Origin of the sequence: Colwellia sp. 12G3, assembly GCF_002836775.1 — a bacterium.
Lineage (GTDB): Bacteria > Pseudomonadota > Gammaproteobacteria > Enterobacterales > Alteromonadaceae > Colwellia.
Window position 1 is genome coordinate 353,233 of record NZ_PJAQ01000066.1, and the last position, 22,448, is coordinate 375,680.

General features: G+C 37.8%; 16 protein-coding genes. 12 read left to right on the forward strand and 4 right to left on the reverse strand.

Annotated features, from left to right (window positions below):
* The first annotated feature begins 1 nt into the window (after position 1).
* Positions 2-2,473 (forward strand): putative bifunctional diguanylate cyclase/phosphodiesterase, encoded by a 2,472-nt coding sequence (locus tag CXF71_RS15880; protein WP_101233917.1) that lies wholly within the window; start codon positions 2-4, stop codon positions 2,471-2,473.
* A gap of 55 nt (positions 2,474-2,528) precedes the next feature.
* On the opposite strand, the gene CXF71_RS15885 is transcribed toward CXF71_RS15880, so the two are convergent.
* Together CXF71_RS15885 and cutA are read right to left on the reverse strand one after the other, a co-directional pair.
* Positions 2,529-4,370, reverse strand: a complete 1,842-nt coding sequence (locus CXF71_RS15885) for a protein-disulfide reductase DsbD (RefSeq protein ID WP_101233918.1) — start codon at positions 4,368-4,370, stop codon at positions 2,529-2,531.
* Positions 4,371-4,375: 5 nt separating this feature from the next.
* On the reverse strand, positions 4,376-4,687 hold the full coding sequence (gene cutA / locus CXF71_RS15890; protein WP_101233919.1) for a divalent-cation tolerance protein CutA: 312 nt from the start codon (positions 4,685-4,687) through the stop codon (positions 4,376-4,378).
* Between the two features lie 143 nt (positions 4,688-4,830).
* Here cutA and CXF71_RS15895 point away from each other — a divergent pair, with 143 nt between their 5' ends.
* From CXF71_RS15895 to CXF71_RS15935, 9 genes are all read left to right on the forward strand, one after another.
* Positions 4,831-5,337, forward strand: a complete 507-nt coding sequence (locus CXF71_RS15895) for an FxsA family protein (RefSeq protein ID WP_101233920.1) — start codon at positions 4,831-4,833, stop codon at positions 5,335-5,337.
* 132 nt (positions 5,338-5,469) lie between these two features.
* Complete coding sequence (locus CXF71_RS15900) at positions 5,470-5,760, forward strand: co-chaperone GroES (protein ID WP_101233921.1); 291 nt, start codon at positions 5,470-5,472, stop codon at positions 5,758-5,760.
* Between the two features lie 192 nt (positions 5,761-5,952).
* Positions 5,953-7,596, forward strand: a complete 1,644-nt coding sequence (gene groL, locus CXF71_RS15905) for a chaperonin GroEL (RefSeq protein WP_101233922.1) — start codon at positions 5,953-5,955, stop codon at positions 7,594-7,596.
* A 327-nt stretch (positions 7,597-7,923) separates the two neighbouring features.
* On the forward strand, positions 7,924-8,211 hold the full coding sequence (locus CXF71_RS15910; protein ID WP_101233923.1) for a type II toxin-antitoxin system ParD family antitoxin: 288 nt from the start codon (positions 7,924-7,926) through the stop codon (positions 8,209-8,211).
* Positions 8,198-8,488 carry a type II toxin-antitoxin system RelE/ParE family toxin gene (locus tag CXF71_RS15915; protein ID WP_101233924.1) on the forward strand — a complete coding sequence of 97 codons (291 nt, stop codon included), beginning with the start codon at positions 8,198-8,200 and terminating at the stop codon, positions 8,486-8,488. Before CXF71_RS15910 ends, CXF71_RS15915 begins: the two co-directional genes overlap by 14 nt.
* A gap of 617 nt (positions 8,489-9,105) precedes the next feature.
* Positions 9,106-10,803 (forward strand): SulP family inorganic anion transporter, encoded by a 1,698-nt coding sequence (locus CXF71_RS15920; protein ID WP_232771513.1) that lies wholly within the window; start codon positions 9,106-9,108, stop codon positions 10,801-10,803.
* Positions 10,804-11,331: 528 nt separating this feature from the next.
* A complete protein-coding gene (locus CXF71_RS15925) occupies positions 11,332-12,255 on the forward strand; it encodes an extracellular catalytic domain type 1 short-chain-length polyhydroxyalkanoate depolymerase (RefSeq protein ID WP_101233926.1) in 924 nt (307 codons plus the stop codon).
* Positions 12,256-12,403: 148 nt separating this feature from the next.
* The gene (locus CXF71_RS15930) at positions 12,404-14,689 is read left to right on the forward strand and encodes a TonB-dependent receptor (RefSeq protein ID WP_101233927.1); all 2,286 of its coding nucleotides are present in this window, start codon (positions 12,404-12,406) and stop codon (positions 14,687-14,689) included.
* A gap of 99 nt (positions 14,690-14,788) precedes the next feature.
* Positions 14,789-15,460, forward strand: a complete 672-nt coding sequence (locus CXF71_RS15935) for a response regulator transcription factor (protein WP_101233928.1) — start codon at positions 14,789-14,791, stop codon at positions 15,458-15,460.
* A 29-nt stretch (positions 15,461-15,489) separates the two neighbouring features.
* Here the strand turns inward: CXF71_RS15935 and CXF71_RS15940 are convergent, their stop codons facing one another.
* Positions 15,490-18,975: a hybrid sensor histidine kinase/response regulator gene (locus CXF71_RS15940; protein WP_101233929.1), complete on the reverse strand. Its 3,486-nt coding sequence runs from the start codon at positions 18,973-18,975 to the stop codon at positions 15,490-15,492.
* Between the two features lie 184 nt (positions 18,976-19,159).
* Here CXF71_RS15940 and CXF71_RS15945 point away from each other — a divergent pair, with 184 nt between their 5' ends.
* Together CXF71_RS15945 and CXF71_RS15950 are read left to right on the forward strand one after the other, a co-directional pair.
* Complete coding sequence (locus tag CXF71_RS15945) at positions 19,160-20,410, forward strand: MFS transporter (protein WP_101233930.1); 1,251 nt, start codon at positions 19,160-19,162, stop codon at positions 20,408-20,410.
* The gene (locus CXF71_RS15950; protein WP_101233931.1) at positions 20,398-21,369 is read left to right on the forward strand and encodes an alpha/beta hydrolase; all 972 of its coding nucleotides are present in this window, start codon (positions 20,398-20,400) and stop codon (positions 21,367-21,369) included. The genes CXF71_RS15945 and CXF71_RS15950 overlap by 13 nt, the downstream gene beginning before the upstream one ends.
* Positions 21,370-22,092: 723 nt before the next feature.
* Here CXF71_RS15950 and CXF71_RS15960 read toward each other — a convergent pair.
* On the reverse strand, positions 22,093-22,407 hold the full coding sequence (locus CXF71_RS15960; RefSeq protein WP_232771531.1) for a carboxymuconolactone decarboxylase family protein: 315 nt from the start codon (positions 22,405-22,407) through the stop codon (positions 22,093-22,095).
* Between the last annotated feature and the right edge of the window lie 41 nt (positions 22,408-22,448).

Sequence of the window (22,448 nt, forward strand, 5' to 3'; positions counted from 1 at the left end):
AATGAATAAAAAATTTGTGAGTGTACCAACCAAGCTTTTGACATTAATTGTCACAACCTTACTCTTTCTAGCGGTAGGTTTTTCATCGTTATCCTATTGGCGTTTACAAGCCGATTATCAAGAATTTCAACAAAACAATATTGCCCAAGGGCAGGTACAGGTAAATTTACATAATAGTATTTTACGTAACAAGTTAACTGTCTGGTTAGAGTCATTCACCGATTTAATAGAATTATCACAACAAGATGACTTTTCTACTTTAGCGGTACAACTTGAGAAGCAATATGATGCTTTACAGTTACATCTTAATGTAGAAGATATTTGGTTAGTGGATGACAAAGAAAATATATTATTTGCAACTAATGACTTCCCCCAAGTAGTGCAAGATAACATTGCTCAAGTCTTTAGATTGCAAGAGCCTGAGCATCGAATATATTGTCCGCAAAGTTGCCAATTATTATTGAGTTTGCCTTTGCTCAATAAGCAAGGAGACATGGTCGTTGTTACCATGAGTACTTCACTAGTTGATATGCTATTTGCTCTAAAGACAACATTAAATAGAGATGTTGCCGTCATTCGTATTCCTGTAAAAGGTAATAATGGCATAAAGTCCACTCCGGCTAAAGTCATCTCTGCGTCTAATATGGGGCTAGCAGAGTCCTTGTTAGTAATGAATAAATCATACTCAGCACTTAATCAAGCGTTAGAACAAGGCTTGTATCTTGATTTAAAGAATAATAGCTATTTGATTAATTTATTACCTCTGTCAAAGCAAGCTAAGCAAGATTTTTATTTAGCTTTAATTGATGATGTAACAGCATACAAAGCAAAAAATGATGCTTATCAAAAGCGCTTTATTCTATCGTTAAGTCTCATTTTTATCATGTTAGCGGCCTTTGTTTATTTTATTTCGAGTCCTTTTACTAAGCGATTATTGCTGCTATCCAATGCCTTGCCTTTATTAGCACAAAAAAAATTCGGTCAGTTCCGCCAAGTTGATTTAAAAAGGCCAAGACTGTTTGCAGATGAATTAGATGTTTTGGCTAATTCCTCGCAAGAACTTAGTTTTGAATTAGAGCAACTGAACTTGGTAGTCGAACAAAAAACCAAAGAATTAGAAAATATCGCAATGTACGATTTACTAACAGGTTTACCAAATAGGAATATGTTGAATTACCAGTTACGCAAATCACTCGGTAATATTGCCCGTCATAAAAGCGGTGTTGCAGTGCTCTTTCTTGATTTAGATGACTTTAAAAAGGTTAACGACAGTAATGGCCACAGTATTGGCGACAAACTACTTATTCAAGCGGCAGACCGTGTTCGCGTTAGTGTTGGTGAAGTCGATTTAGCTTGCCGTTTTGGTGGTGATGAGTTCGTTATTGTACTAAGTCACCTTAGAGGCGTTGCGGAAGCTATTGAAGTCGCAGAGAAGGTATTACTTCAATTTAAAGATGCAATAAAACTCGGTTCAAATATTTTCTACGTATCAACTAGCATAGGTATTGCTTACACCGAGTCAGCGACAGAAAAATCAGATGATTTGATCAGTCATGCAGATATTGCCATGTACGAAGCTAAAGATAATGGTGGTGGTCAATATCATATTTACCATCAAGAAATGTTTCAGCGTGTCGCTCATCGAGTCATGCTCGAAGGTGAAGTTAGACAAGCATTAGCTAAGCAACAATTCAGCTTAAGTTTACAACCGCAAATATGTGCTAAAACAAAAAAAATATATGGTTTTGAAGCGCTATTACGTTGGCAACACCCTGATCGCGGCATGATTTCTCCTGAGGACTTTATCCCCATTTTAGAAAACTCCCAGCACATGATTGAATTGGGCTATTGGATTATACGTCGTTGCTTTGAGTTAATCGTAGAGCTGAAAAAATATGGTTTAGAAGACGTTCGTATCGCGATTAACTTATCTGCAGGACAATTTATAGATGCTAATTTACCAAACTTCTTAAACAATTTATTAGCCGAGTTTTCATTATCAGCGCAAAGTTTTGAGTTGGAATTAACAGAGCAAACGTTAGTGAAAGATATGGACCATACTATTGCTATGATGCAGTCTTTAAAAAATATTGGCTTTAGTTTTGCTATTGATGATTTTGGTACGGGCTATTCATCGTTAGCTTACTTGAAGAAAATGCCTGTTGATGTGATTAAAATAGATAAAAGCTTTATCTTTGGCATGTTAGAGAACCATTCGGATTTTCAAATAATTACTTCCACCATTGCAATGGTGAAAAACCTAGGTTTGATGGTGGTTGCTGAAGGTGTTGAAACTCAGGCACAACTGCGTAGCTTAACTGAGAATGATTGCGATATTATTCAAGGGTACTATTACTCCAAGCCAATCCCAGAAAAAGAATTATTATCTTCGTTAGATAGACAAACAACAGGTGGTTACTGGAAAGTACCTAAAAGTGTAACTGATAACCTCTCAGCAGATAAGTCAGCCTAGCTTAGGCTGACTTTCTCTACCAACGACTAACGTGTCAAGTTAACGCTAACCCAGGTTATTTGAATATCGACTGAACGTGGGCAGCAAACTCACTGGCTTTCATAAAGCCAGTGGTACGTTGTTTCGTTAATTCATTTCCTTGTAAATCAAAAAACAAAATTGAAGGTAAACCCAAAATGGTATAATGCTGAACAAGTTCGGCATTTTCAATTGAGTCAAAGTCAGTCATGTCAATTTGCAACCAGACACTGTTAGCCAATGCTTTTTGTACTTGAGCGTCTACAAAGGTATATTTCTCAAACTCTTTACAAGCAATACACCAATCCGCATACAAATCTACCATCACGGTTTTACCCTGCATATTGGCACTTACTACTTCATTTTGTAGCTGTGCTAAAGAGGTTACTTGTTTAAAAGTAGCGTGCTGAGCAGCATCGGAAACCATGGATTTGCTTGGAAAAACTAACTGGTATGCCAGGTTAGCACCAAAAAACAACATTAAAAATATGACTAGAGAACGCAGACCATACCAAAAGCCTTTTACTTGCTGATCATTTTGCGCAGCATGGTTTTGGTTAGCAACATAGAAGTAGCTTGCACTGACTAATATTAATATGGCCCATAACGCTTGGCTAGCCACTTCAGGGATAAAGCGTTCAAGTAAAAAGATAGGAACGGCAAGTAATAATAGACCGAAGATATTTTTGATGATATTCATCCATGCGCCGGCTTTAGGTAGTAATTTACCACCAGAGCTACCGAGTATTAGCAAAGGTAAACCCATACCTAAGCTTAGTGCGTATAACGCTGAGGCACCAAGCACTACATCACCTGTTTGAGAAATGTATAATAATGCACCGGTTAATGGTGCTGTAGTACAGGGAGACGCAACTAATCCCGAGATAACGCCCATCATTAACACACCAGTAATTGAACCACCTTTTTGCTGATTACTCATAGTATTGAGTTTATTTTGCCAGCTAGCAGGTAAGGCTAAATTAAATACACCAAACATAGAAAGCGCTAGAAAAATAAATAAAACACTCAGGCCAATTAATACGATAGGGTGCTGAAATACAGCCTGGAATTTAGCGCCAGCCAATGCAACCACTACACCTAACAGAGTGTAAGTAACTGCCATGCCTTGTACGTAGAAAAAAGATAAAGTAAAGGCTTTTTTAGTTGTTAACTGCTTGCCTTGACCAACAATAATTCCGGTTAAAATAGGGTACATAGGGAAAACACAGGGCGTGAATGACAATAATAAACCGCCAACGAAAAAGGCAACCAGCGTTAATAACAAACTATCCTGCTTGAGCATGTCAGATAATTGATGTTGTTCACTTTTTTCAACCACAGCTTGACTTGTTTGAATGTCTTCATTGTTGCTAGGGGCTGATAAAGATGAGTTAAGAACAGTATTTTCTGCTGTAATTAATTCGCTTAGCTCAATAGTTTTACTCGTTGGTGGATAACATAGCCCTTTTTCAGCACAGCCTTGATAAGTAACTTTGATAGTGCCATCGCTTGAAACTTGTTCAAGATTTATAATGAATGTTAATCGCTCAGTAAATATTTTTTGAATACCAAAAAATTCATCTTCGTGGTCTATACCTTCAGGCAATAAAACCGGAGTGAAGTTGATATTTTTACCTTTGAATTTAAATTGGTGGCGATAAAGGTAATAGCCGGGAGCAATATCGAAACTAACTTCTAATTGATTATTTTTCTGATCAAAATTAAAAGAGAATGCTTGGTCAACTTTTAAAAACTCATCATCATTGCTAAACAAGCTGGTATTAGAGACATCAAAAATCGATTGCTTTTCTTGTGCAGCAGCGGGGGTAAAAGTAAAAGCTGCTAACATCAATAAGCATAGGGATAGTAAATTTTTCATTAAGCCTACTTCAAAGAATTAGTGATCCAGTTTAAATAATGCTTATCACCTTGCTGGATATTCAAGGCAATAACTTCCACCACGTCATACGGGTGTAATTGGTTAATTCGATCATTTAACATTACGAATTTATTTTCATCGGTTTTTATCAGTAATTGTACTTCACTGTCGCAATGTAACTCGTCCTGCCAACTATATACAGAGGTAATGTTGGAGACAATATTTACACAGGCGGCAAGCTTTTCTGTCACTAGATGTTGTGCAATATTTTTAGCTACTATTTCATCAGGGCAGGTTGTGAGTACTAATTGATACAATTTTGTTACCTAATCGTTTTGTTCTGTTGATAGTATACCTTGAGTATTAAGGAAAACTTAGGGCTAATCTCAATAGACAATCGTTGGCCTTGAAAAAGACCTGATTAGCCCAATATAAGTTTCATAGAAAATAAGGAATTATTATGTTTCAACTATTATTTGTGCTTTTTATCATTATCCCTATCATCGAAATAACGGTGATTATGCAAGTCGGTGCCTTACTGGGCGTTTGGCCAACAATCGCTATTGTTATTTTAAGTGCATGGTTAGGTGCTAAATATGTACGCCAGCAAGGCTTGGCTACTTTACAGTCGGTGCAAACTAAAATGGCACAGGGCGAAATGCCATCAGGTGAAATAGTCACGGGTTTAATGTTATTAATCGCGGGTGTTTTATTAGTAACACCTGGTTTTGTTACCGATATATTTGGTTTATTGTTACTGGTACCAAGTGTTCGTGCAGCAATTGGTAATCAAGTACAAAAGCATATCAAGGTAAATCAATTTGGCGCAGGCGCCTCTTTTAATCATGGTGCAGCTGGCAATGTATATCAGCATGAAAATACAGCCGAACCTTTTACTTCGTCAAAGGAACCTATTTCACATCACCAAGGCGATACCTTAGAAGGTGAGTTCAAGCGTAAAGACTAATTTTAATGTACAAAAAAATCAAAGCTGACCTTGTGTCGGCTTTTTTTATCCCCATTTCTATTAACAAGAATCTCTAGTCCAAAGTAAGACTGGAAAATTAACCACATAATTGAAAATCTCAGGAGAGAATTAATGAGCATTCGTCCACTACATGATCGTGTAATTGTTAAACGTAAAGACGTAGAGTCAAAATCAGAAGGCGGTATCGTCTTAATGGGTAGTGCGGCAGAAAAATCTACTCGTGCTGAAGTTATTGCAGTAGGTAATGGCCGCATTTTAGAAAATGGCGAAGTACGTGCTCTAGATGTAAAAGTTGGCGACCAAGTTATTTTCAGTGAAGGTTACGGCGTTAAAACTGAAAAAATTGATGGCGAAGAAGTACTTATATTAAGTGAATCAGACATTTTAGCAATCGTCGAATAATTAAGAGCTTAATTTGTCGCTACTTCATCACAACCGCGACATCAAAAGTGCTCACTTACTAGCGTAAGTTACGCGCTTTTTCTTTGCTTTGAGCGAATTCGCTTAAAGTAAAGGCTCAATATTATTAGTGTATATAGACTAAGCACTATTTCAATAATAGTGTAACTAAATAAAATTATAGGAATAAATAACATGGCTTCAAAAGACGTATTATTTGGAAATGATGCACGTACTAAAATGCTACGTGGCGTAAATGTATTGGCTGATGCAGTAAAAGTAACGTTGGGACCAAAAGGTCGTAACGTAGTTATTGATAAATCTTTTGGTGGTCCAACAATCACTAAAGATGGTGTAACGGTTGCTAAAGAAATCGAATTAGAAGATAAATTCGAAAACATGGGCGCACAAATGGTGAAAGAAGTTGCTTCTAAAGCCAATGATGAAGCGGGTGACGGTACAACTACTGCAACTGTTTTAGCACAAGCTATTGTTAACGAAGGTTTGAAATCTATTGCTGCGGGTATGAACCCAATGGATCTTAAACGTGGTATTGACAAAGCAGTTATTGCGGCTGTTGCAGCACTAAAAGAAGCTTCAACACCGGTTACAGACAACAAAGCCATTGAGCAAGTAGGAACTATTTCTGCAAACTCAGATGAAACTGTTGGTCAAATAATTGCTACAGCAATGGAAAAAGTAGGCGCTGAAGGCGTAATTACTGTTGAAGAAGGCCAAGCATTAACTGACGAATTAGACGTTGTTGAAGGCATGCAATTCGACCGTGGTTACTTATCTCCATACTTTATCAACAAACAAGAAAACGGTACCGTTGAACTTGAAAACCCATTTATCTTATTAGTAGATAAAAAAGTATCAAATATTCGCGAATTACTAACTACTCTTGAAGGCGTTGCTAAATCAGGTAAGCCATTACTAATTATTGCTGAAGATGTTGAAGGTGAAGCACTAGCAACATTAGTAGTAAACAATATGCGTGGTATCGTTAAAGTTGCCGCAGTTAAAGCACCAGGTTTTGGCGACCGTCGTAAAGCAATGTTACAAGACGTTGCAACACTAACGGCTGGTACTGTAATTTCTGAAGAAATTGGTATGGAATTAGAGAAAGCTACTTTAGAAGACCTAGGTCAAGCTAAACGCGTTGTTATCTCTAAAGACACCACAATTATTATTGATGGTTTTGGTGATGAGGCAGACATTAAAGCACGTGTTTCTCAAATCCGTGGTCAAATTGAAGATTCTTCATCGGATTACGATAAAGAAAAATTACAAGAGCGCTTAGCTAAACTAGCAGGCGGTGTTGCAGTGATCAAAATTGGCGCTGCCACTGAAATCGAAATGAAAGAGAAAAAAGCACGTGTTGAAGATGCATTACATGCCACACGCGCAGCCGTTGAAGAAGGCGTTGTTGCTGGTGGTGGTGTTGCATTAGTTCGCGCAGCTGAAGCAATTAAAGACCTTGAAGGTATTAACGAAGACCAGACACACGGTATTAATGTTGCTATCCGTGCGATGGAAGCGCCACTTCGTCAAATCGTAGCTAACTGTGGTGATGAGCCATCAGTAGTATTAAATGAAGTACGTAACGGTAAAGGTAACTACGGTTACAATGCTGGTAACAGTACTTATGGCGATATGCTTGAAATGGGTATTTTAGACCCAACTAAAGTGACTCGTTCAGCACTACAGTTTGCCGCTTCTGTTGCAGGGTTAATGTTAACGACTGAAGCGATGATTACTGATGCTCCACAAGATTCATCTTCTATGCCAGATATGGGCGGCATGGGTGGTATGGGCGGCATGGGCGGCATGATGTAATAGTTTTTAGCCTAAATCGCTTTTCTTGTAAGCCATAACATGTTGATGTTATGGCTTTTTTTATTTCTATTTTTCATCAAACGTTATAACTTTAAGGGTATAAAGTGGGGTATCAATAATACCTCCCATATACTTATCTCTATAAAAACAAGGTGATAATTCATCTATGGGCGGCATATTATGGGTTTAAGCTGTGTGATCGTGTCAATTAAATGAAGGCAGAAAGTAATCTACTGACTTTTACTTTCATTACTCTCTTTTAGTTAAACTTGAATTACGCGCATATAGTGCGCATAATGTGATTATTGGATGGTTGGAGAGTTAATTATGAATATTAGTTTAGGTAAAGAATTCGAAAGAAGAATCACAGAGAAAGTCTCTGATGGCTTATATACCTCAGCGAGTGAAGTGATCCGTGATGGGTTGAGATTGTTGTTTGAAAAAGATGCGGCTAGAAATCAACAGCTTGAAATATTACGCGAAGAAGTCGCTAAAGGTTTTGAACAGTTAGTTGCGGGCGAATCGTCAAATCACAATGTCATGGATATATTTGAACAAGCCTCTCTTTCAGTAAATAAACAGCCTGAAAGTAAGAGCGACAATGCCAATCTATAGACTTTCTTCTTTAGCAGAAGAAGATTTATATAAAATAATCTCTACGACAATTAGTTCATGGGGTAATAAGCAAGCAAAAGTGTACGCACAGAATATAGATGCCGCATTAATAAAACTTGCTCAATATCCTGATTTTGGTAGGGAAAGAAATGAAATTTATAAAGACGCTAAAAGCTTTCCTGTAGAAAAACATATAGTGTTCTATCAAGTCAGTGATAACGGTATTGATGTTGCTCGTATTCTTCATCAACGTATGGACCCCTCAAAACATTTTTAATTGTCTTTTGGTGAAATTATTCTTATCGCCAAATCCATGTAATTCATTGATTTTAATGTTATTTTTATACGTATAAGATGTTGGGGGTATAAAGTGGGGTATCACTACTAATGCCCATATAACTAATCCAATAAAAACAATTAGATAAATATTAAGTGGGCGGCATGATGTAATTGTACTTGTCTAAACTGTTAACTTCTTCGTTGCGTTATCGTTCGTTTAAGAAACACTAAACGTCACAATAAAGCGCCTTGTATTAAACAGTTTATCCTGTGCATAAATAGTCAAAACCATTTATAGCTCAAAATTGAAAAGCCTGAATAGCAATATTCAGGCTTTTTTACTTATTATTTTGAATAATAACTTTAATCTGATCTCATAGTTCTATGGCAAAGGGGGCACTTAGCGAGTTAGAGAATATGACTTGTATTATTTGACTAATATTAATCGCCATCACATCATTACTGGTGCTACTTTTCATATTAGCTCGCCTACCAAAGTCTATTAATACCTTTTTTTACTTGCATTTATACTGTTACACTCAATTTACCTAAAGGTGAAAAATTCAGCACGCGATATAAATACCTTTTGCCATATACCCATTAATAAAAATTAAAGTGTTCTCTTATATACACTTAAAGGTAGTCATTATTTTAATAAACAAAATATCTCTTAAGCATCTTAGAGGTGATGTCTTTGGCGGCTTAACCGCTGCTGTTATAGCCTTACCATTAGCTTTAGCATTTGGCGTGTCATCGGGTGCAGGTGCAATAGCCGGAGTTTATGGCGCCATTTTTGTTGGTTTTTTCGCTGCTTTATTTGGTGGTACAGCTACACAAATATCAGGTCCAACAGGGCCGATGAGTGTGGTAATGGCATTAGTATTAACGCAACTAATCGCGAGTAATCCTGATACTGGCTTGGTATTAGCCTTTACCTGTGTAATTTTAGCGGGCTTATTTCAAATATTGTTTGGTTTACTTAAACTAGGCAAGTATTTTGTTATGGTTCCCTATCCTGTTATTTCTGGCTTTATGACAGGTATTGGCATTATTATTATTTTGCTTCAAATATCGCCACTCTTAGGTAGCACAGGGGATAGCAATGCATTAGCTGCGTTATCAAATATTCCAAGCGCTATTAACCAGCAAAATACTTATGCGACTTTACTTGGTGTAACTACACTTTTACTGATGATCTATTGGCCTGAAAAGTGGACTAAAATAATACCCGCACCACTATTTGCATTAATTACCTTAACAGTCTTTAGTTCAACCTTTATTAGTCAACAAGGCATTTCTGTCATCGGTGAAATTCCGACAGGTTTTCCAAGTTTAATAATACCTAGCCTATCTTTAGATACACTCTATGATGTTAGCTATTTCGCCTTTTTATTAGCCGTATTAGGTGCTATCGACTCATTACTCACCTCAATGGTTGCTGATACACTGACAGAGACTCACCACAATAGTGATAAAGAGCTTATCGGCCAAGGAATTGCCAATAGCATTGCGGGATTTTTTGGTGCATTACCGGGCGCTGGAGCAACAATGCGCACTGTAATTAACATTCGTGCCGGTGGTAAAACACCCCTCTCTGGCATAATACATTCCATTACCTTACTCATTGTCATTTTATGGGCAGGAGATTATGCGCAGTATATTCCTCACACTGTTCTCGCGGGAATGTTAATTAAAGTGGGTCTTGATATTATTGATTGGCGCTTTATTTTTCAGATAAAAAAAGTTGGATTGTTTTCTGCTTCTTTAATGTTATTAGTATTACTACTCACCGTTTTTGTTGATTTAATTACCGCAGTGTTAGTTGGCATGTTTATCGCTAATTTAGTGACTTTAGATCGTTTAACGCATATTCAACTTGATCACATTACGTTTAAGCAAGGACCTGAATTACTTCGCGAACTAAACAGTGAAATATCATCAAGCAAGATGAATATGGAGCTAACTGATGATATTCAGAAAAAGCTGAGTAAATCCCTAGAACACACGCTTTTATTAGCAATTGACGGCCCGGTTAGTTTTGCTGTTTCTAGAGAGTTATCGCGGCGCTTTACTGAAAACTTATCGTTTACCACGTTAGTAATAGATTTATCGAACGCTAAACTAATAGGAACAACAACTGCTATTATGATCACAGACCTTATCGAACGTACTAAGACAAAAAATAAAAAAGTGTTGGTTATCACGGGTAATGAGAAAATTAATCAATCATTGCAGAAGCTATCATTAGCAACTTTATTAGATAAAAAAGATCAATTCAATAATAGAGAGCAAGCACTTCAAGCGCTTATTTAAAAAGATAGAAAACGAAGCTAATTACAGTCCATTAGTAGGGATAAATTTGGTCCATAAATAACGACCATTTTTGGGCAGTAGTAATCTGTAGTTATATCTCAGAATGGGGAAAAAACCGAGCTAACTTATTGCCAACAGACTAAATAAGATCGGCTTAAGTTATTGACTTAGTTAACCAAATTAACTGAGGGCATTTCGTTTCTATTTTGCTCTCAATAGCGTGTCCAGCGAAGCTATATTCACAAACTTTCCCTCTTGCTCACCATGAATTAAGAACTCTCTTCTCTAAGTGTAAACTGGATGTGATATTAACGGATAAAGTTATCAATATGGTTAACGGCCGAAGCTTAGTTAAAAGCTCATACTAAACAGTACAAACCTTGTTAATCGCCATTGTTAGCAATGTATTCTGATGTGTTGATGAGTCAGCCTACAGAAATGTATAAATTATTGGCACTAAAGTACCATGTTGCACACTACGGCTATGCGCCATTATAAGGGCATCTCACAGCAAAATAGCCAACCACTATGTTTTCCCTTGTTAAAAACCTCACTTGGATTTCCTTACTTTTTATCAGTATTAGCGTCAAAGCTAATTTCCAGCCGCTTGCTCATTTTGGAGACAATCCAGGAGAGTTGTCGGCGAGTTATCTTAAAGCCTCAAAGCAAGCCAAGTCACTGGTGGTGCTATTACATGGCTGCGTACAAAATGGTGAAACATTAGCTCGCCAAAGTGGCTTTGTCGCGTTGGCTCAGCAGCATGATTTTATCTTGCTGATACCACAACAAAATAACAAAAATAATGTCAAATCCTGTTTCAACTGGTTTTCAGAGCAAGATATCAGTAAAGATAAAGGCGAAGTGCTGTCGATTAAAAATATGATAACTACCTTACAAAAACAGGTTGATGCCGAACAAGTTTACATAGCGGGCCTATCTGCGGGTGGCGCCATGACAAGTGCTTTATTAACTCATTACCCTAATGTTTTTTCTGCTGGTGCTGTTGTTGCTGGTTTACCTTATCCGTGTGCTAATGATCTTGCTAAAGCTATTTCTTGTATGAGAAATGGTCCCTCGCAATCTATTGCGGAGTTAGTGACTTTGGCTAAACGTAAAAATGAAAAGGTGTTGCAATGGCCAAGGTTAATCGTTATTACGGGCACTAATGACAACGTGGTTAATCCTAAAAACTCCCATCAACTTGCTTGGCAATGGTCAACACTGTCGGAAAAACCCCTCGAACCAAACAAAATATTATATGAAAATTATCAACGAACTCTTTGGCAGAATACTGATAAAGAGACTCTAGTCGAGCTACTTGAAATAAATGAAATAGGTCATGGCCTAACAGTTAATTCCTCTTTAAAAAATCGAGAGGCAAGTGCCAGCTTTATCTATGAATCTTCACTTGATAGTGCATCTGATATTGTCAGGTTTTGGGGTTTTAAGTAATAAAAGCGCTAATTTTCAATGGTTAAGCTCTATGGTACTATAGTACAAATTAAATTTGTCTCATTTTGTTATAGAGTTGAAACATCAGTAAAAAACATCACAATAATTTTAAATAACTGATTCAATATAATTATAATAAGGTACTAATATGAAACACTATAACAAGAAATTAAGTTATCTTGCATTGGCCATTGCCAGTGCGCTAACGTCAAACATTGCTCTTGCTGCAGAAGAAAATGATGCTGAGAAAGCTAAAGCTCATTCTGGCTTAGAACGCATAGAAGTTACCGCTCGTAAAACCTCAGAGAGTCTGCAAAATGTCCCCGTAGCCGTGACCTCAATTGGCGCTGAACAGTTAGAGCAAAATGGTATTAGTGTGATGACAGAAGTTCAGCAGTTTTCACCTAACACAACGTTGCAAAGTAGCCGTGGTACTAACTCAACACTTACCGCGTTTATTCGTGGGGTAGGTCAAGATGATCCATTGTGGGGCTATGAACCGGGTGTTGGTATTTATGTTGATGATGTGTATATAGCGCGCCCACAAGGTGCGGTTCTTGATATTTTAGATGTTGAACGTATTGAAGTATTACGTGGTCCACAAGGTAGTTTGTACGGTAAAAATACTATAGGTGGCGCTATTAAGTACGTTACCAAAAAAATGGCTGGTGACATGGAGTTTGATCTAGAGGCTACCTTTGGTAATTACGCCCGTCAAGATTATAAAGTGGCTGGTAAAGTGCCAGTAATTGAAGACAAACTCTATTTTGGTTTTGCTCTAGCGAGCTTATCTCGCGATGGTTATGGCGAGTTTTTACAATCTGATTTACCAGGGCAAGACTTAGAGAACTATAATAAAGATGTTTTTGCTGGTCGTGCAACCATTGAGTTCACGCCTACAGATGATTGGTTCTTCCGTTTTAATTACGATAATACTGTGGATGATTCAAATGCAAAAGGTGGTTATCGTTTATTACCTAGTGTGGTAACTGATGCGCCTGTACCAGACAGTGTTTATGACTCTTATACCAGTATGCCTACTTGGAATAGCGTTGAGTCAGAAGGGATGAGTTTAACGGCTGAGTATTTCATTAATGATTTTTGGTCTGTTAAATCAGTAACGGCAAGTAGAAGTAACTACTCCAAAACTAACATTGATTTTGATAATACTCCAGAGCGTATTTTTGATGTACCTGCCATTTATGATGATGAGCAGTTTTCTCAAGAATTCCAGTTAAATTATGATGGTGAGAATCTAACACTTGTTTCAGGTTTATATTATTTTGATGGTGAATCTTGTGGTCATTTTGATGCTATTTTAGAGCACTTAGGTCAGTCATTGACTTTACCGGGCTTAACCCGTGAAGTGACAGGTTGTAACGATAGCGAGAGTTATGCTGCTTATGCACAAGGCTCTTATAATGTTACTGAACAACTATCATTTACTTTAGGTGCACGTTATACCCAAGAAGAAAAAACAGCAGTAGTAAATAACGGTGTTGTCTATGAAACGGTTTACCCTGAAAGTGGTTGGGTACCGGGCTATGAACGTGGTGATGTTGAATTCCCTGAAGTCTTAAATGATAAAGCAGATTGGTCTAGATTTTCGCCTCGTGCGGGTGTTGAATATCAATATTCAGATGACATGATGTTTTTTGCTAGTTATTCACAAGGTTTCAAATCAGGTACCTTTAACCCAAGAGCAAGCGGTCCTGAGCCAGCAGTTGATCCTGAAATTGTGGACTCTTATGAAGTAGGTGTAAAAAGTGAATGGAATAATAATTTACGTATAAATGCCACTGTGTTCTACCTTGACCATCAAGACAGACAATTTGTTACCGTACTACCTGTAGAAGGTGGTGATGGTAGTGAGTTGAGTCAACGTTTAGGTAATATCGGTCAGTCAACTGCTTCAGGTATGGAGTTAGAAGTGAATTATGCGGCAACAGATAATTTAAACTTTTTTGGAACATTAGGCCTAATCGATTCATCATTTGAAGAAGTTAATTCCTATGATAGTGATGGAACCCCTATTGATATTACTGATACCTTTACCATTACTAACACCCCTGAAACGACGGCAAATATAGGTTTTACTTATAATATTGAAAGTAACATTGGTAGTTTTGTGATTAATGGTAACTACTATTACCGTAGTGAGTATGACCTAAACGTAACGAGTAATTTATTAACACAAGACGGTTATGGTTTACTGAACGTTGGTGTGAATTGGTATAGCAATGATGGTGATTGGACTGCCGCGCTACATATGAAAAACATTACTGATGAGGAGTATTTAGTAGGTAATTACTCTTTCTTAGGAGAACAAAATCCAGATGGCAGCTATCAACCAGGTTTAGGTGGTGATACGACTTTAATTGGTTATTATGGAGACCCTGCAACAGTTTCTTTAACTATCGGTTACCAGTTCTAAAGGTTACTTAGGTTAAATTAGTAAGTATGCGTTAAAAAAGAGCTGGCACTTGTCAGCTCTTTTTTTCATACTAGCTTTAGTATTTTATAGGAGTGTTATATGTCACAAGCAAAAGTAATCATTGCCGATGATCATCCGCTATTTCGCACGGCATTAAAACACGCCATCGTTGAATGTATTGATAACGCAGGCACGTTAGAAGCTAACAATTTTAGTGAATTATTAGCGGCTATTGAAGTAACACCTAGCTTAGAGATAGTCTTCTTGGATTTACACATGCCAGGCAACAATGGCTTTACTGGTTTAACGCAGTTGCAAAACCATTACCCTGACCTCGTTGTTATCATGGTTTCTTCTGATGATAATGATCAAACCATGCAAAAAGCCATTAACTTTGGTGCTGCAGCTTTTATTCCTAAATCTGCCGACTTAACCACGATAGCTTCCGCGATTGATGCAGTGTTAGCGGGTGATATTTGGCTACCTGAGTTGATTGAAAAAAATGAAAATCAGCAAACAGCCATTGCTAATGAGCGTTTAGCTAAACAGCTAGCTCAATTAACCCCCCAGCAATATGTGGTACTTACCCAAGTGGCTGATGGACAGCTTAATAAACAAATAGCCTACGATTTAAATATTAAAGAAACGACCGTGAAAAAACACGTTTCGGCGATTTTAGAGAAGCTCGAAGTGAACAACCGCACGTTAGCGGGTTTGGCTTATCAACAGTTGATGTTGGCACCAACAGAAAATGTCAGCATTAATAGCTAACTTCGTTGGTTTTAGTTTAGTGCAGCGAATTAAACTGACGTCATTTGTTTAATTAAGCGCTTTAAAGCTAGCGATTTAACCGGCTTTCTTAAGAACATAAAGTTTGCATCACTGGTATGTTGTCTCACTTGCTCTGATGGATCGGCAGAGCAAATAACACAAGGGCTTTGCCAGTGTTGACTTACTAATATACGCTTCACCAGATCAACACCGTTAGCTTCATTATCTAAATGATAATCACCCACAATAAAATGAGGCTGCACAGGCATCGCTTTAATCGCAATATCGACAGTCTCATGATCTTTAGCAGTATAAACATTACAACCCCATTCAGTGAGTTGTGATGATATTGCCGTTAACATCAGTGCATCATTATCTATAACTAATACGGTCATGTTGGCAAAAGTCTTTTTAACTGGGCTGTCGTTTATTACACTGGTTCTCTTATCATTCAGTATTGCTTTTTCACTTGGGAAGTTAACTGTGCTCTGCTCAACCCTCGGTACTTCAATCATGAAACCCGTGCCTTTACCCAAGGTCGATTTTAAAGAGATTTTCAAATTGAGTAAGGAGGCCATACGATCAGCAATAGCTAAGCCAAGTCCTAAGCCAGGGATCTCACGGTTTTGATCTAAGCGTTCGAATTCTCTAAATATAGTTTGCTGCTTATCGGTGGCGATACCAGGACCATTATCCCAAACTTCAATGCGAACAGCGTTTTTTGTGTGGCGCACACCAAGTAATATCTTATTAACAATATGGGCTTTATCGCCTTCTTTATCACGACAGTAATATACAGCATTAGATAAAAAATTTTGAATTATTCGACGTAACATACGTTTATCAGAATTGACCCAAACAGAGCTAGCTGAGTAGCTAAAGTTAATGTCATCTTCCTGTGCAAGTACAGTGAATTCATTTTTTAGCGGTATTAACAATGTCTCTAAAGCAAAGTGATTTTGTTCAACGTTTTCAGAACTATTATCGAGACGTGATATTTCTACCAGATCTGAGAGTAATGCTTCAACCACATTAAGAGAATCATCAATATTACTGGCTAAGTTAACAAGCTCTTCAGTGACAACTTTCTTTTTAAGCATGGATGTAAAGAGTGATAAGGCATTGAAAGGTTGCATTAAATCATGACTAGCAGCAGCTAAAAATCTTGTTTTACTACTGTTGGCAGCTTCTGCCTCCGCTTTAGCCAACCGTAGCTCTTGAGTTCTTTCTTCTACGCGTTTCTCTAAACTCTCATTAGCTTTTTGCAATGCCTTCTCTGACTCTATGTGAGCGGTAATATCAGAAAAGGTACTAACGAAACCACCGCCTGGCATTGACTGGCCCCTAATTTCTAATACGATACCATTGGGCATAGTACGTTGAAAGTAGTGATTATGGCCCATGCGCATATGTTCAATACGCCTAGTAATTAAATCTTCATTTTCTGCGTTAGTATTGGCAGGGGTAATTATGCCTTTGGCGATATTATAGCGTAATAATTCTTCAATTGGTTTTCCTGCCGTTACAAAACCTACTGGATAATCAAGTAGTTGAATGTAACGTTGGTTCCATGCTACTAAACGCATATCGGCATCGATGACACTAATACCTTGTTCAATATTCTCTACCCCAGATTGTAATAACTCGCGATTAAAGCGAAACATTTGGTTGGCTTCATCAACAATACTAACAACATCTTCTAACGGCATCTTTTGTGAGGTAGAGGCTGCCTTCATAACCATACGTGTTGAAGCAGAGCCTAGTACGCCAGAAAGCTGTAAGCGTGTATACTCAATGACTTTTTGATTTTTACTATCGTTATTCAAATCACTTTTTGAAAAAATAATGAGTGCTTCAGCGGCATCTTTATCAATAAAACGTACTAATAAACTGTATAAATCATTGAGGGATAAGTGACGCTCAAACTGATTTTGGCTTTTATTAACAAAATACTCTGTTTGTAATTTTTCGCCAACACTACGCTGACCGATTAAAGAAACGATAACGTAACAGATAACATTAAACAGCAAACTGTAAAAAACGCCATGGCTAGTACTATCTAAAAAATCAATACCAAATAGCGCGGTAGGCTTTAACCAAGCGATATGCCATAAGCCAGTTTCAAACCAGTGACTACTTGGCATTAATGCTGGTAATAAAAGAGTATAGAGCCAGACAATACTCCCTACAATTAGACCAGTTAATGCTGCTTTGGCATTGGCTCTACGCCAATACAAAGCACCGATTGTGGCTGGCGCAAATTGAGATAGTAAGACAAACGATAATAAACCTATGGTAGCCAGTTGATTTTGTTGAGCAATAATACGTTCAAAGATGAATGCTAATAGTAAAATAATAGCGATAGAGCCACGGCGTAAATTGAGTAATAAACCCGATAATTGCTGGTTTTTTTTGGTATTAAATAAACGGAATTTTAATACCAGTGGTGTTAATACTTCGGTAGAGATCATAGTACTAAGTACAATAGCTGCGACTATAACCATACTCGTTGCAGCGGCTAAACCGCCAATATAAACTGTGATACCAAGCCAAGCTTGCTGATAGAAAAGTGGCAGGGTTAATACATAAGTATCGGCATCAACACTACCACCCGGAAAAGTTAATTGCCCTGCAATGGCGATGGGGAGAATAAAAACATTAATAAGTAAGAGATACAAAGGAAATAGCCAACGGGCTGTTTTTAATTCTTCTTGATGGTGATTTTCAATCATCATCATATGAAACTGCTGTGGCAAAATGAATATGGTGATAGCCCCTAACGCAGCCTGCGCTATCGCTAAGTAAACTGAATGAGTGCCAGTAGTTGAATTGATATTTTCGCGCTGACTAATTAAGTCGGTAAAACCATCAAAAACAAAGAAAGTGGCAAAAATACCAACTGCGGTTAAAGCGAACAATTTAATAATTGAGCTAAAAGCGATTGCCAGTACCAAACCTTGGTTTTGCTTGTTGGCGGCTATTTGGCGAGTACCAAATAAAATACTGAAGCAGATGAGTACGATAGTCACTACAAAAGCAGTGCTGATGCCCGACTGATAAGTACCTGTTAATAAATCAAAACTGGTACTGATTGCTCTGAGTTGCAAGGCGATATAAGGAATAGTGCCCATGAGTGCGACGATGGCAACCAATGCCGCAACTTTAGGCGAACGATCGTAGCGAAAGGCAATAAAGTCAGCAATAGACGTTAAGTTTTGCTGTTTAACAATGAGCAAAATTTTATGCAACATTGGCCAAGCCAATACTAAGCAAAGAATAGAACCAATATAAATAGGCGCAAGCCAAGCACCTGTTGTGGCTGCTTGTCCTACTGTGCCGTAAAATGCCCAAGACGTACAGCTAACACCAAGCGATAAACTATAAACCCAAGGTTTGCAGCTCCAGTTTTCAGGTGCTTGATTCTGACCCCAATGGGCAACTACAAAAAGAAGCGCTAAATAGGCAATAGAAAGTACGGTAATAAGCCAAGTATCAAGTGATAGCCAAACTAACAAAAGCTGTCCTTTATATTTTAAGTCGTGATAAAAGTAACTGGTTTTTAATGTTATAGGGATATAACACTACAGTCAGCATATCATGCTCTATTGAGTGAGGTAGTGAACTAAGGTAGTAGTTATTTGCTGACAATCATACGTTAACCTAACACTATACATTTCCTTTGTTCAGAAACTATCATATATGAAAATCACTAACAAATACCTAGTTGAAGCCATTGTTTTTATTAGCTATGTATTATTTGCAATGGCTTGGGTAGGTGGTACTGCAAGTATGGGGCAAATCATGTCTGTCATGCACGTAGATAGCTTAGCCTCCGCCAGCTTTATTAGTGGAGCGGTAACTTTGGCTAAAATTGTTGGTACTTTCGGGGCGGCTTGGATAGCAATAAAATTTGGTATTAAGTACGCTTTTTTTATTGCCAGTTTATTTATCGCTATTGGTTTATTAACCCCGTTAGCACCAAATTATGAATTATTGTTACTGAGCCGATTTTTGATGGGCTTAGGTGGCGCTTTTATGATTGTCTATTTTAACCCGATTGTTATGCATTGGTTTTCCCCTGAGGAGCGGCCAGTCATTAACGGCCTTAATGCAGTTGCTTTTAATATTGGCACTGGTGTTGTGTTATGGAAAATGGCAGCAATTAATCAATTTACGGGTGATTGGAAGATTAGCTTAATTACCTTTTCTATCGCCAGTTTATTGTTCAGCTTTGTTTGGTTATTAGTAAAATTTGAACCTGAAAATGCCGATATAAACAAAGGTGATGAAGCTATTGAGCATTATAGTTATATGGATGGCCTTAAAGACAAGTTTAATTGGGCCTATGGTTTAACATATTCAGGTTTATTAGCCTTTTATATTTGCCTATTTACCTTCTACCCCAAAGCGGGCATTAGTCAAAGTAAATGGGTGATTGGTTTTGGTATTGTCGGTACACTCGCAGGCATTATTTACAGTAAAAAAATGCCGCTACGTTTGCCTGTAATTCGATGGTCTGGCGCTGTGATGGTGATCACTATTATAGGGCTGTCTTTTAGTTCGAGTGAGTGGCTACAAGCCTTATCAGCTATTGTGTTGGGTTTCTTTATCTTCTTCCCAGTCACTGCTCTAGTGTCTATTCCTCATGAATTACCCAAGATGACAAGCCAGCGTATTACCGTGGTGTTTAGCCTTTTTTATTCTATTAGTTACTTGCTCTCTACAATTGTTTTATGGTTATTTGGCAAGTTGGTTGATGTAAACCAAGGTGATTACACCGCGTCATTTATTCTAATTTCCCTTGTAAGTTGTACCTTTTTTATTGGCAGTTTCTTTTTACCTGAAACAGGGAGGAAAAAAGCAGTCACCGCTGACGATAATAATGAAATCCAACGTGCTGGCACCCATGACAAAGTTAAACTAAATGAGGAAAAATTATGCGCGGAATAATATCTCCTAAATTAGCACCTTTTCTTGACCAAGCTAATAATGCGATAGCCGAAGCTAAAGCAACAGGGCTGGGGTTTAGTAGTGAAGTGATTAGGCAGGGCCTAGATAACTTGGCTCCATTGATTGGCTCTGGGCCGAATGTGGATATAGTTAAGAACAGCTACTTAGCTACTCCTAGTCATAATATCCCAGTACGTATATATAACCCGGCTTCTAATGATGTTTTACCTGTGTTACTACACTTTCATGGTGGCGGCCATATGTGTGGCAGCCTTGAGTTATATGACCCTATAAGTAGAAAACTGGCGCTGGCAGCTCAAGCTATTGTCATTTGTGTCGATTATCGTTTAGCTCCTGAACATCCATATCCAGCAGGTTTAGATGATTGTCAGCAATTATTGTTGCACTATAAAACGTTAATTTTTGATATGAAACACAGTGATGAGTTGTTCATTGCTGGTGATAGTGCAGGAGGCGCACTTTGTACAAGCTTAGTGATGAATAACCAACATAATGAGTCGGTAAAAATAGCGAAGCAAATCCTTATCTATCCAAGCGTAGATTACACTATGAGTAGTAGCTCTATTAAAGAAAATGGCCAAGGATTTTTATTAGAAACAGATAAAATTTGCTGGTACTTTGAACAATACTTCCAACTAAGTGACTCTGTTGATAGTGAAACAGCCCAAGCAAAAATAGCGAGAGCATCACCGTTATTAGGTGAGTTCACTAACAATATGCCAGCAACCTTAGTGATCACCGCAGGATGCGATCCCCTGAGAGATGAAGGCCTTGAATATACTAAGTCATTAACCGAGGTCGGCGTTGAAGTGGAACATCATGCATTTGACGGTATGACTCACGCTTATATGTTACTGGATGAATTGGTCAGCGAAGAGTGCTTGGCTACTTATCGACTCATTAGCGAGTTCATTAAAGCCTCTCCTGTTAAGTCATAATAGCTAACCCATCCTTAAACTCCTTTTCTTGACCGAGCTTGATAGGCTCGGTATTTTTCTTATCAATTACTTTTATATACATATTTTTAGTTATTGGCTTAAAAGTATTAATAGTTCTTACCGTTATAATTTTGACCACATTTGTGAATGGGCAGGATAAGTCAAATTTCAGGCTCAACATGAGTTTGAACCGTACTACACAATATTCATCATGTTATACCAAGTTGATTAAGTTCTTTCCCACTCAGCGAGAATTAAAAGGCTTAGAGGCAAGGCATTGATTGAAGATAATGGTTATTCAGGAGAATAAGCTCCTGCATTCTCTAATAAGCTGCATATATGCAGCGTCCTTGTCAAAATCAATAACGCAGCATGTAAACCTTTTAAACTCGCCCTCTGGGAGCTTTCTCGATGTCCACTAACATCGTTAAGTTTATTTGATTTAGAATGACTAAACCGAAACAAATTTTCCCTGTTATTGAACATCGAGTAGAGCTCTGAGTTGGGAAGGAATTTAATCAAATTGGTATTATCTAGTGATCTCATATAACCACTAAAAATAAGTGCCTCTTTAGTAGCATATGAAATAATGAATGTTTCAAATAATGTGAGGAGGTAATGGCTGCCTGTATTGTTGTGGCGAGTTTTACTCAAGAAAATAAGTGAGACCAAGATAAAATAACTAAAATTTATTTACCTTGGTGTATGGGTTAGGAGTATTTTTTACAAAACTGCTTGCGCTGCTCTGAAGGCTTCTTGTGCTGCTGGCGCACCACAATAAACTGCGCTATGTAGTAGTACTTCACGAATTTCTTCAGCAGTTGCACCATTATTAAGTGCACCACGAATATGACCTTTGAGTTCTTGTGGCGCTTTTAAAGCGGTTAACATGGCAATAGTCACTAAACTACGAGTTTTTAAATCTAAGCCCTGACGTTGCCATGTAGATCCCCAACCATGATCGTTTATATAATCTTGCATAGGTTGAGTAAAGTCAGTGGCTTTGGTTAAAGCAGCATCTACAAAAGTATCACCCATCACTTTTCGTCTGATACTTTCACCAGCAGATAATTCAGGGG

Bases quoted from the DNA above. Each gene is read 5' to 3' on its own strand.
- CXF71_RS15880 (WP_101233917.1), top strand. From the start codon at position 2: ATGAATAAAAAATTTGTGAGTGTACCAACCAAGCTTTTGACATTAATT.
- CXF71_RS15885 (WP_101233918.1), bottom strand. From the start codon at position 4,370: ATGAAAAATTTACTATCCCTATGCTTATTGATGTTAGCAGCTTTTACT.
- CXF71_RS15895 (WP_101233920.1), top strand. From the start codon at position 4,831: ATGTTTCAACTATTATTTGTGCTTTTTATCATTATCCCTATCATCGAA.
- CXF71_RS15900 (WP_101233921.1), top strand. From the start codon at position 5,470: ATGAGCATTCGTCCACTACATGATCGTGTAATTGTTAAACGTAAAGAC.
- groL (WP_101233922.1), top strand. From the start codon at position 5,953: ATGGCTTCAAAAGACGTATTATTTGGAAATGATGCACGTACTAAAATG.
- CXF71_RS15910 (WP_101233923.1), top strand. From the start codon at position 7,924: ATGAATATTAGTTTAGGTAAAGAATTCGAAAGAAGAATCACAGAGAAA.
- CXF71_RS15915 (WP_101233924.1), top strand. From the start codon at position 8,198: ATGCCAATCTATAGACTTTCTTCTTTAGCAGAAGAAGATTTATATAAA.
- CXF71_RS15925 (WP_101233926.1), top strand. From the start codon at position 11,332: ATGTTTTCCCTTGTTAAAAACCTCACTTGGATTTCCTTACTTTTTATC.
- CXF71_RS15930 (WP_101233927.1), top strand. From the start codon at position 12,404: ATGAAACACTATAACAAGAAATTAAGTTATCTTGCATTGGCCATTGCC.
- CXF71_RS15935 (WP_101233928.1), top strand. From the start codon at position 14,789: ATGTCACAAGCAAAAGTAATCATTGCCGATGATCATCCGCTATTTCGC.
- CXF71_RS15945 (WP_101233930.1), top strand. From the start codon at position 19,160: ATGAAAATCACTAACAAATACCTAGTTGAAGCCATTGTTTTTATTAGC.
- CXF71_RS15950 (WP_101233931.1), top strand. From the start codon at position 20,398: ATGCGCGGAATAATATCTCCTAAATTAGCACCTTTTCTTGACCAAGCT.
- CXF71_RS15960 (WP_232771531.1), bottom strand. From the start codon at position 22,407: ATGGGTGATACTTTTGTAGATGCTGCTTTAACCAAAGCCACTGACTTT.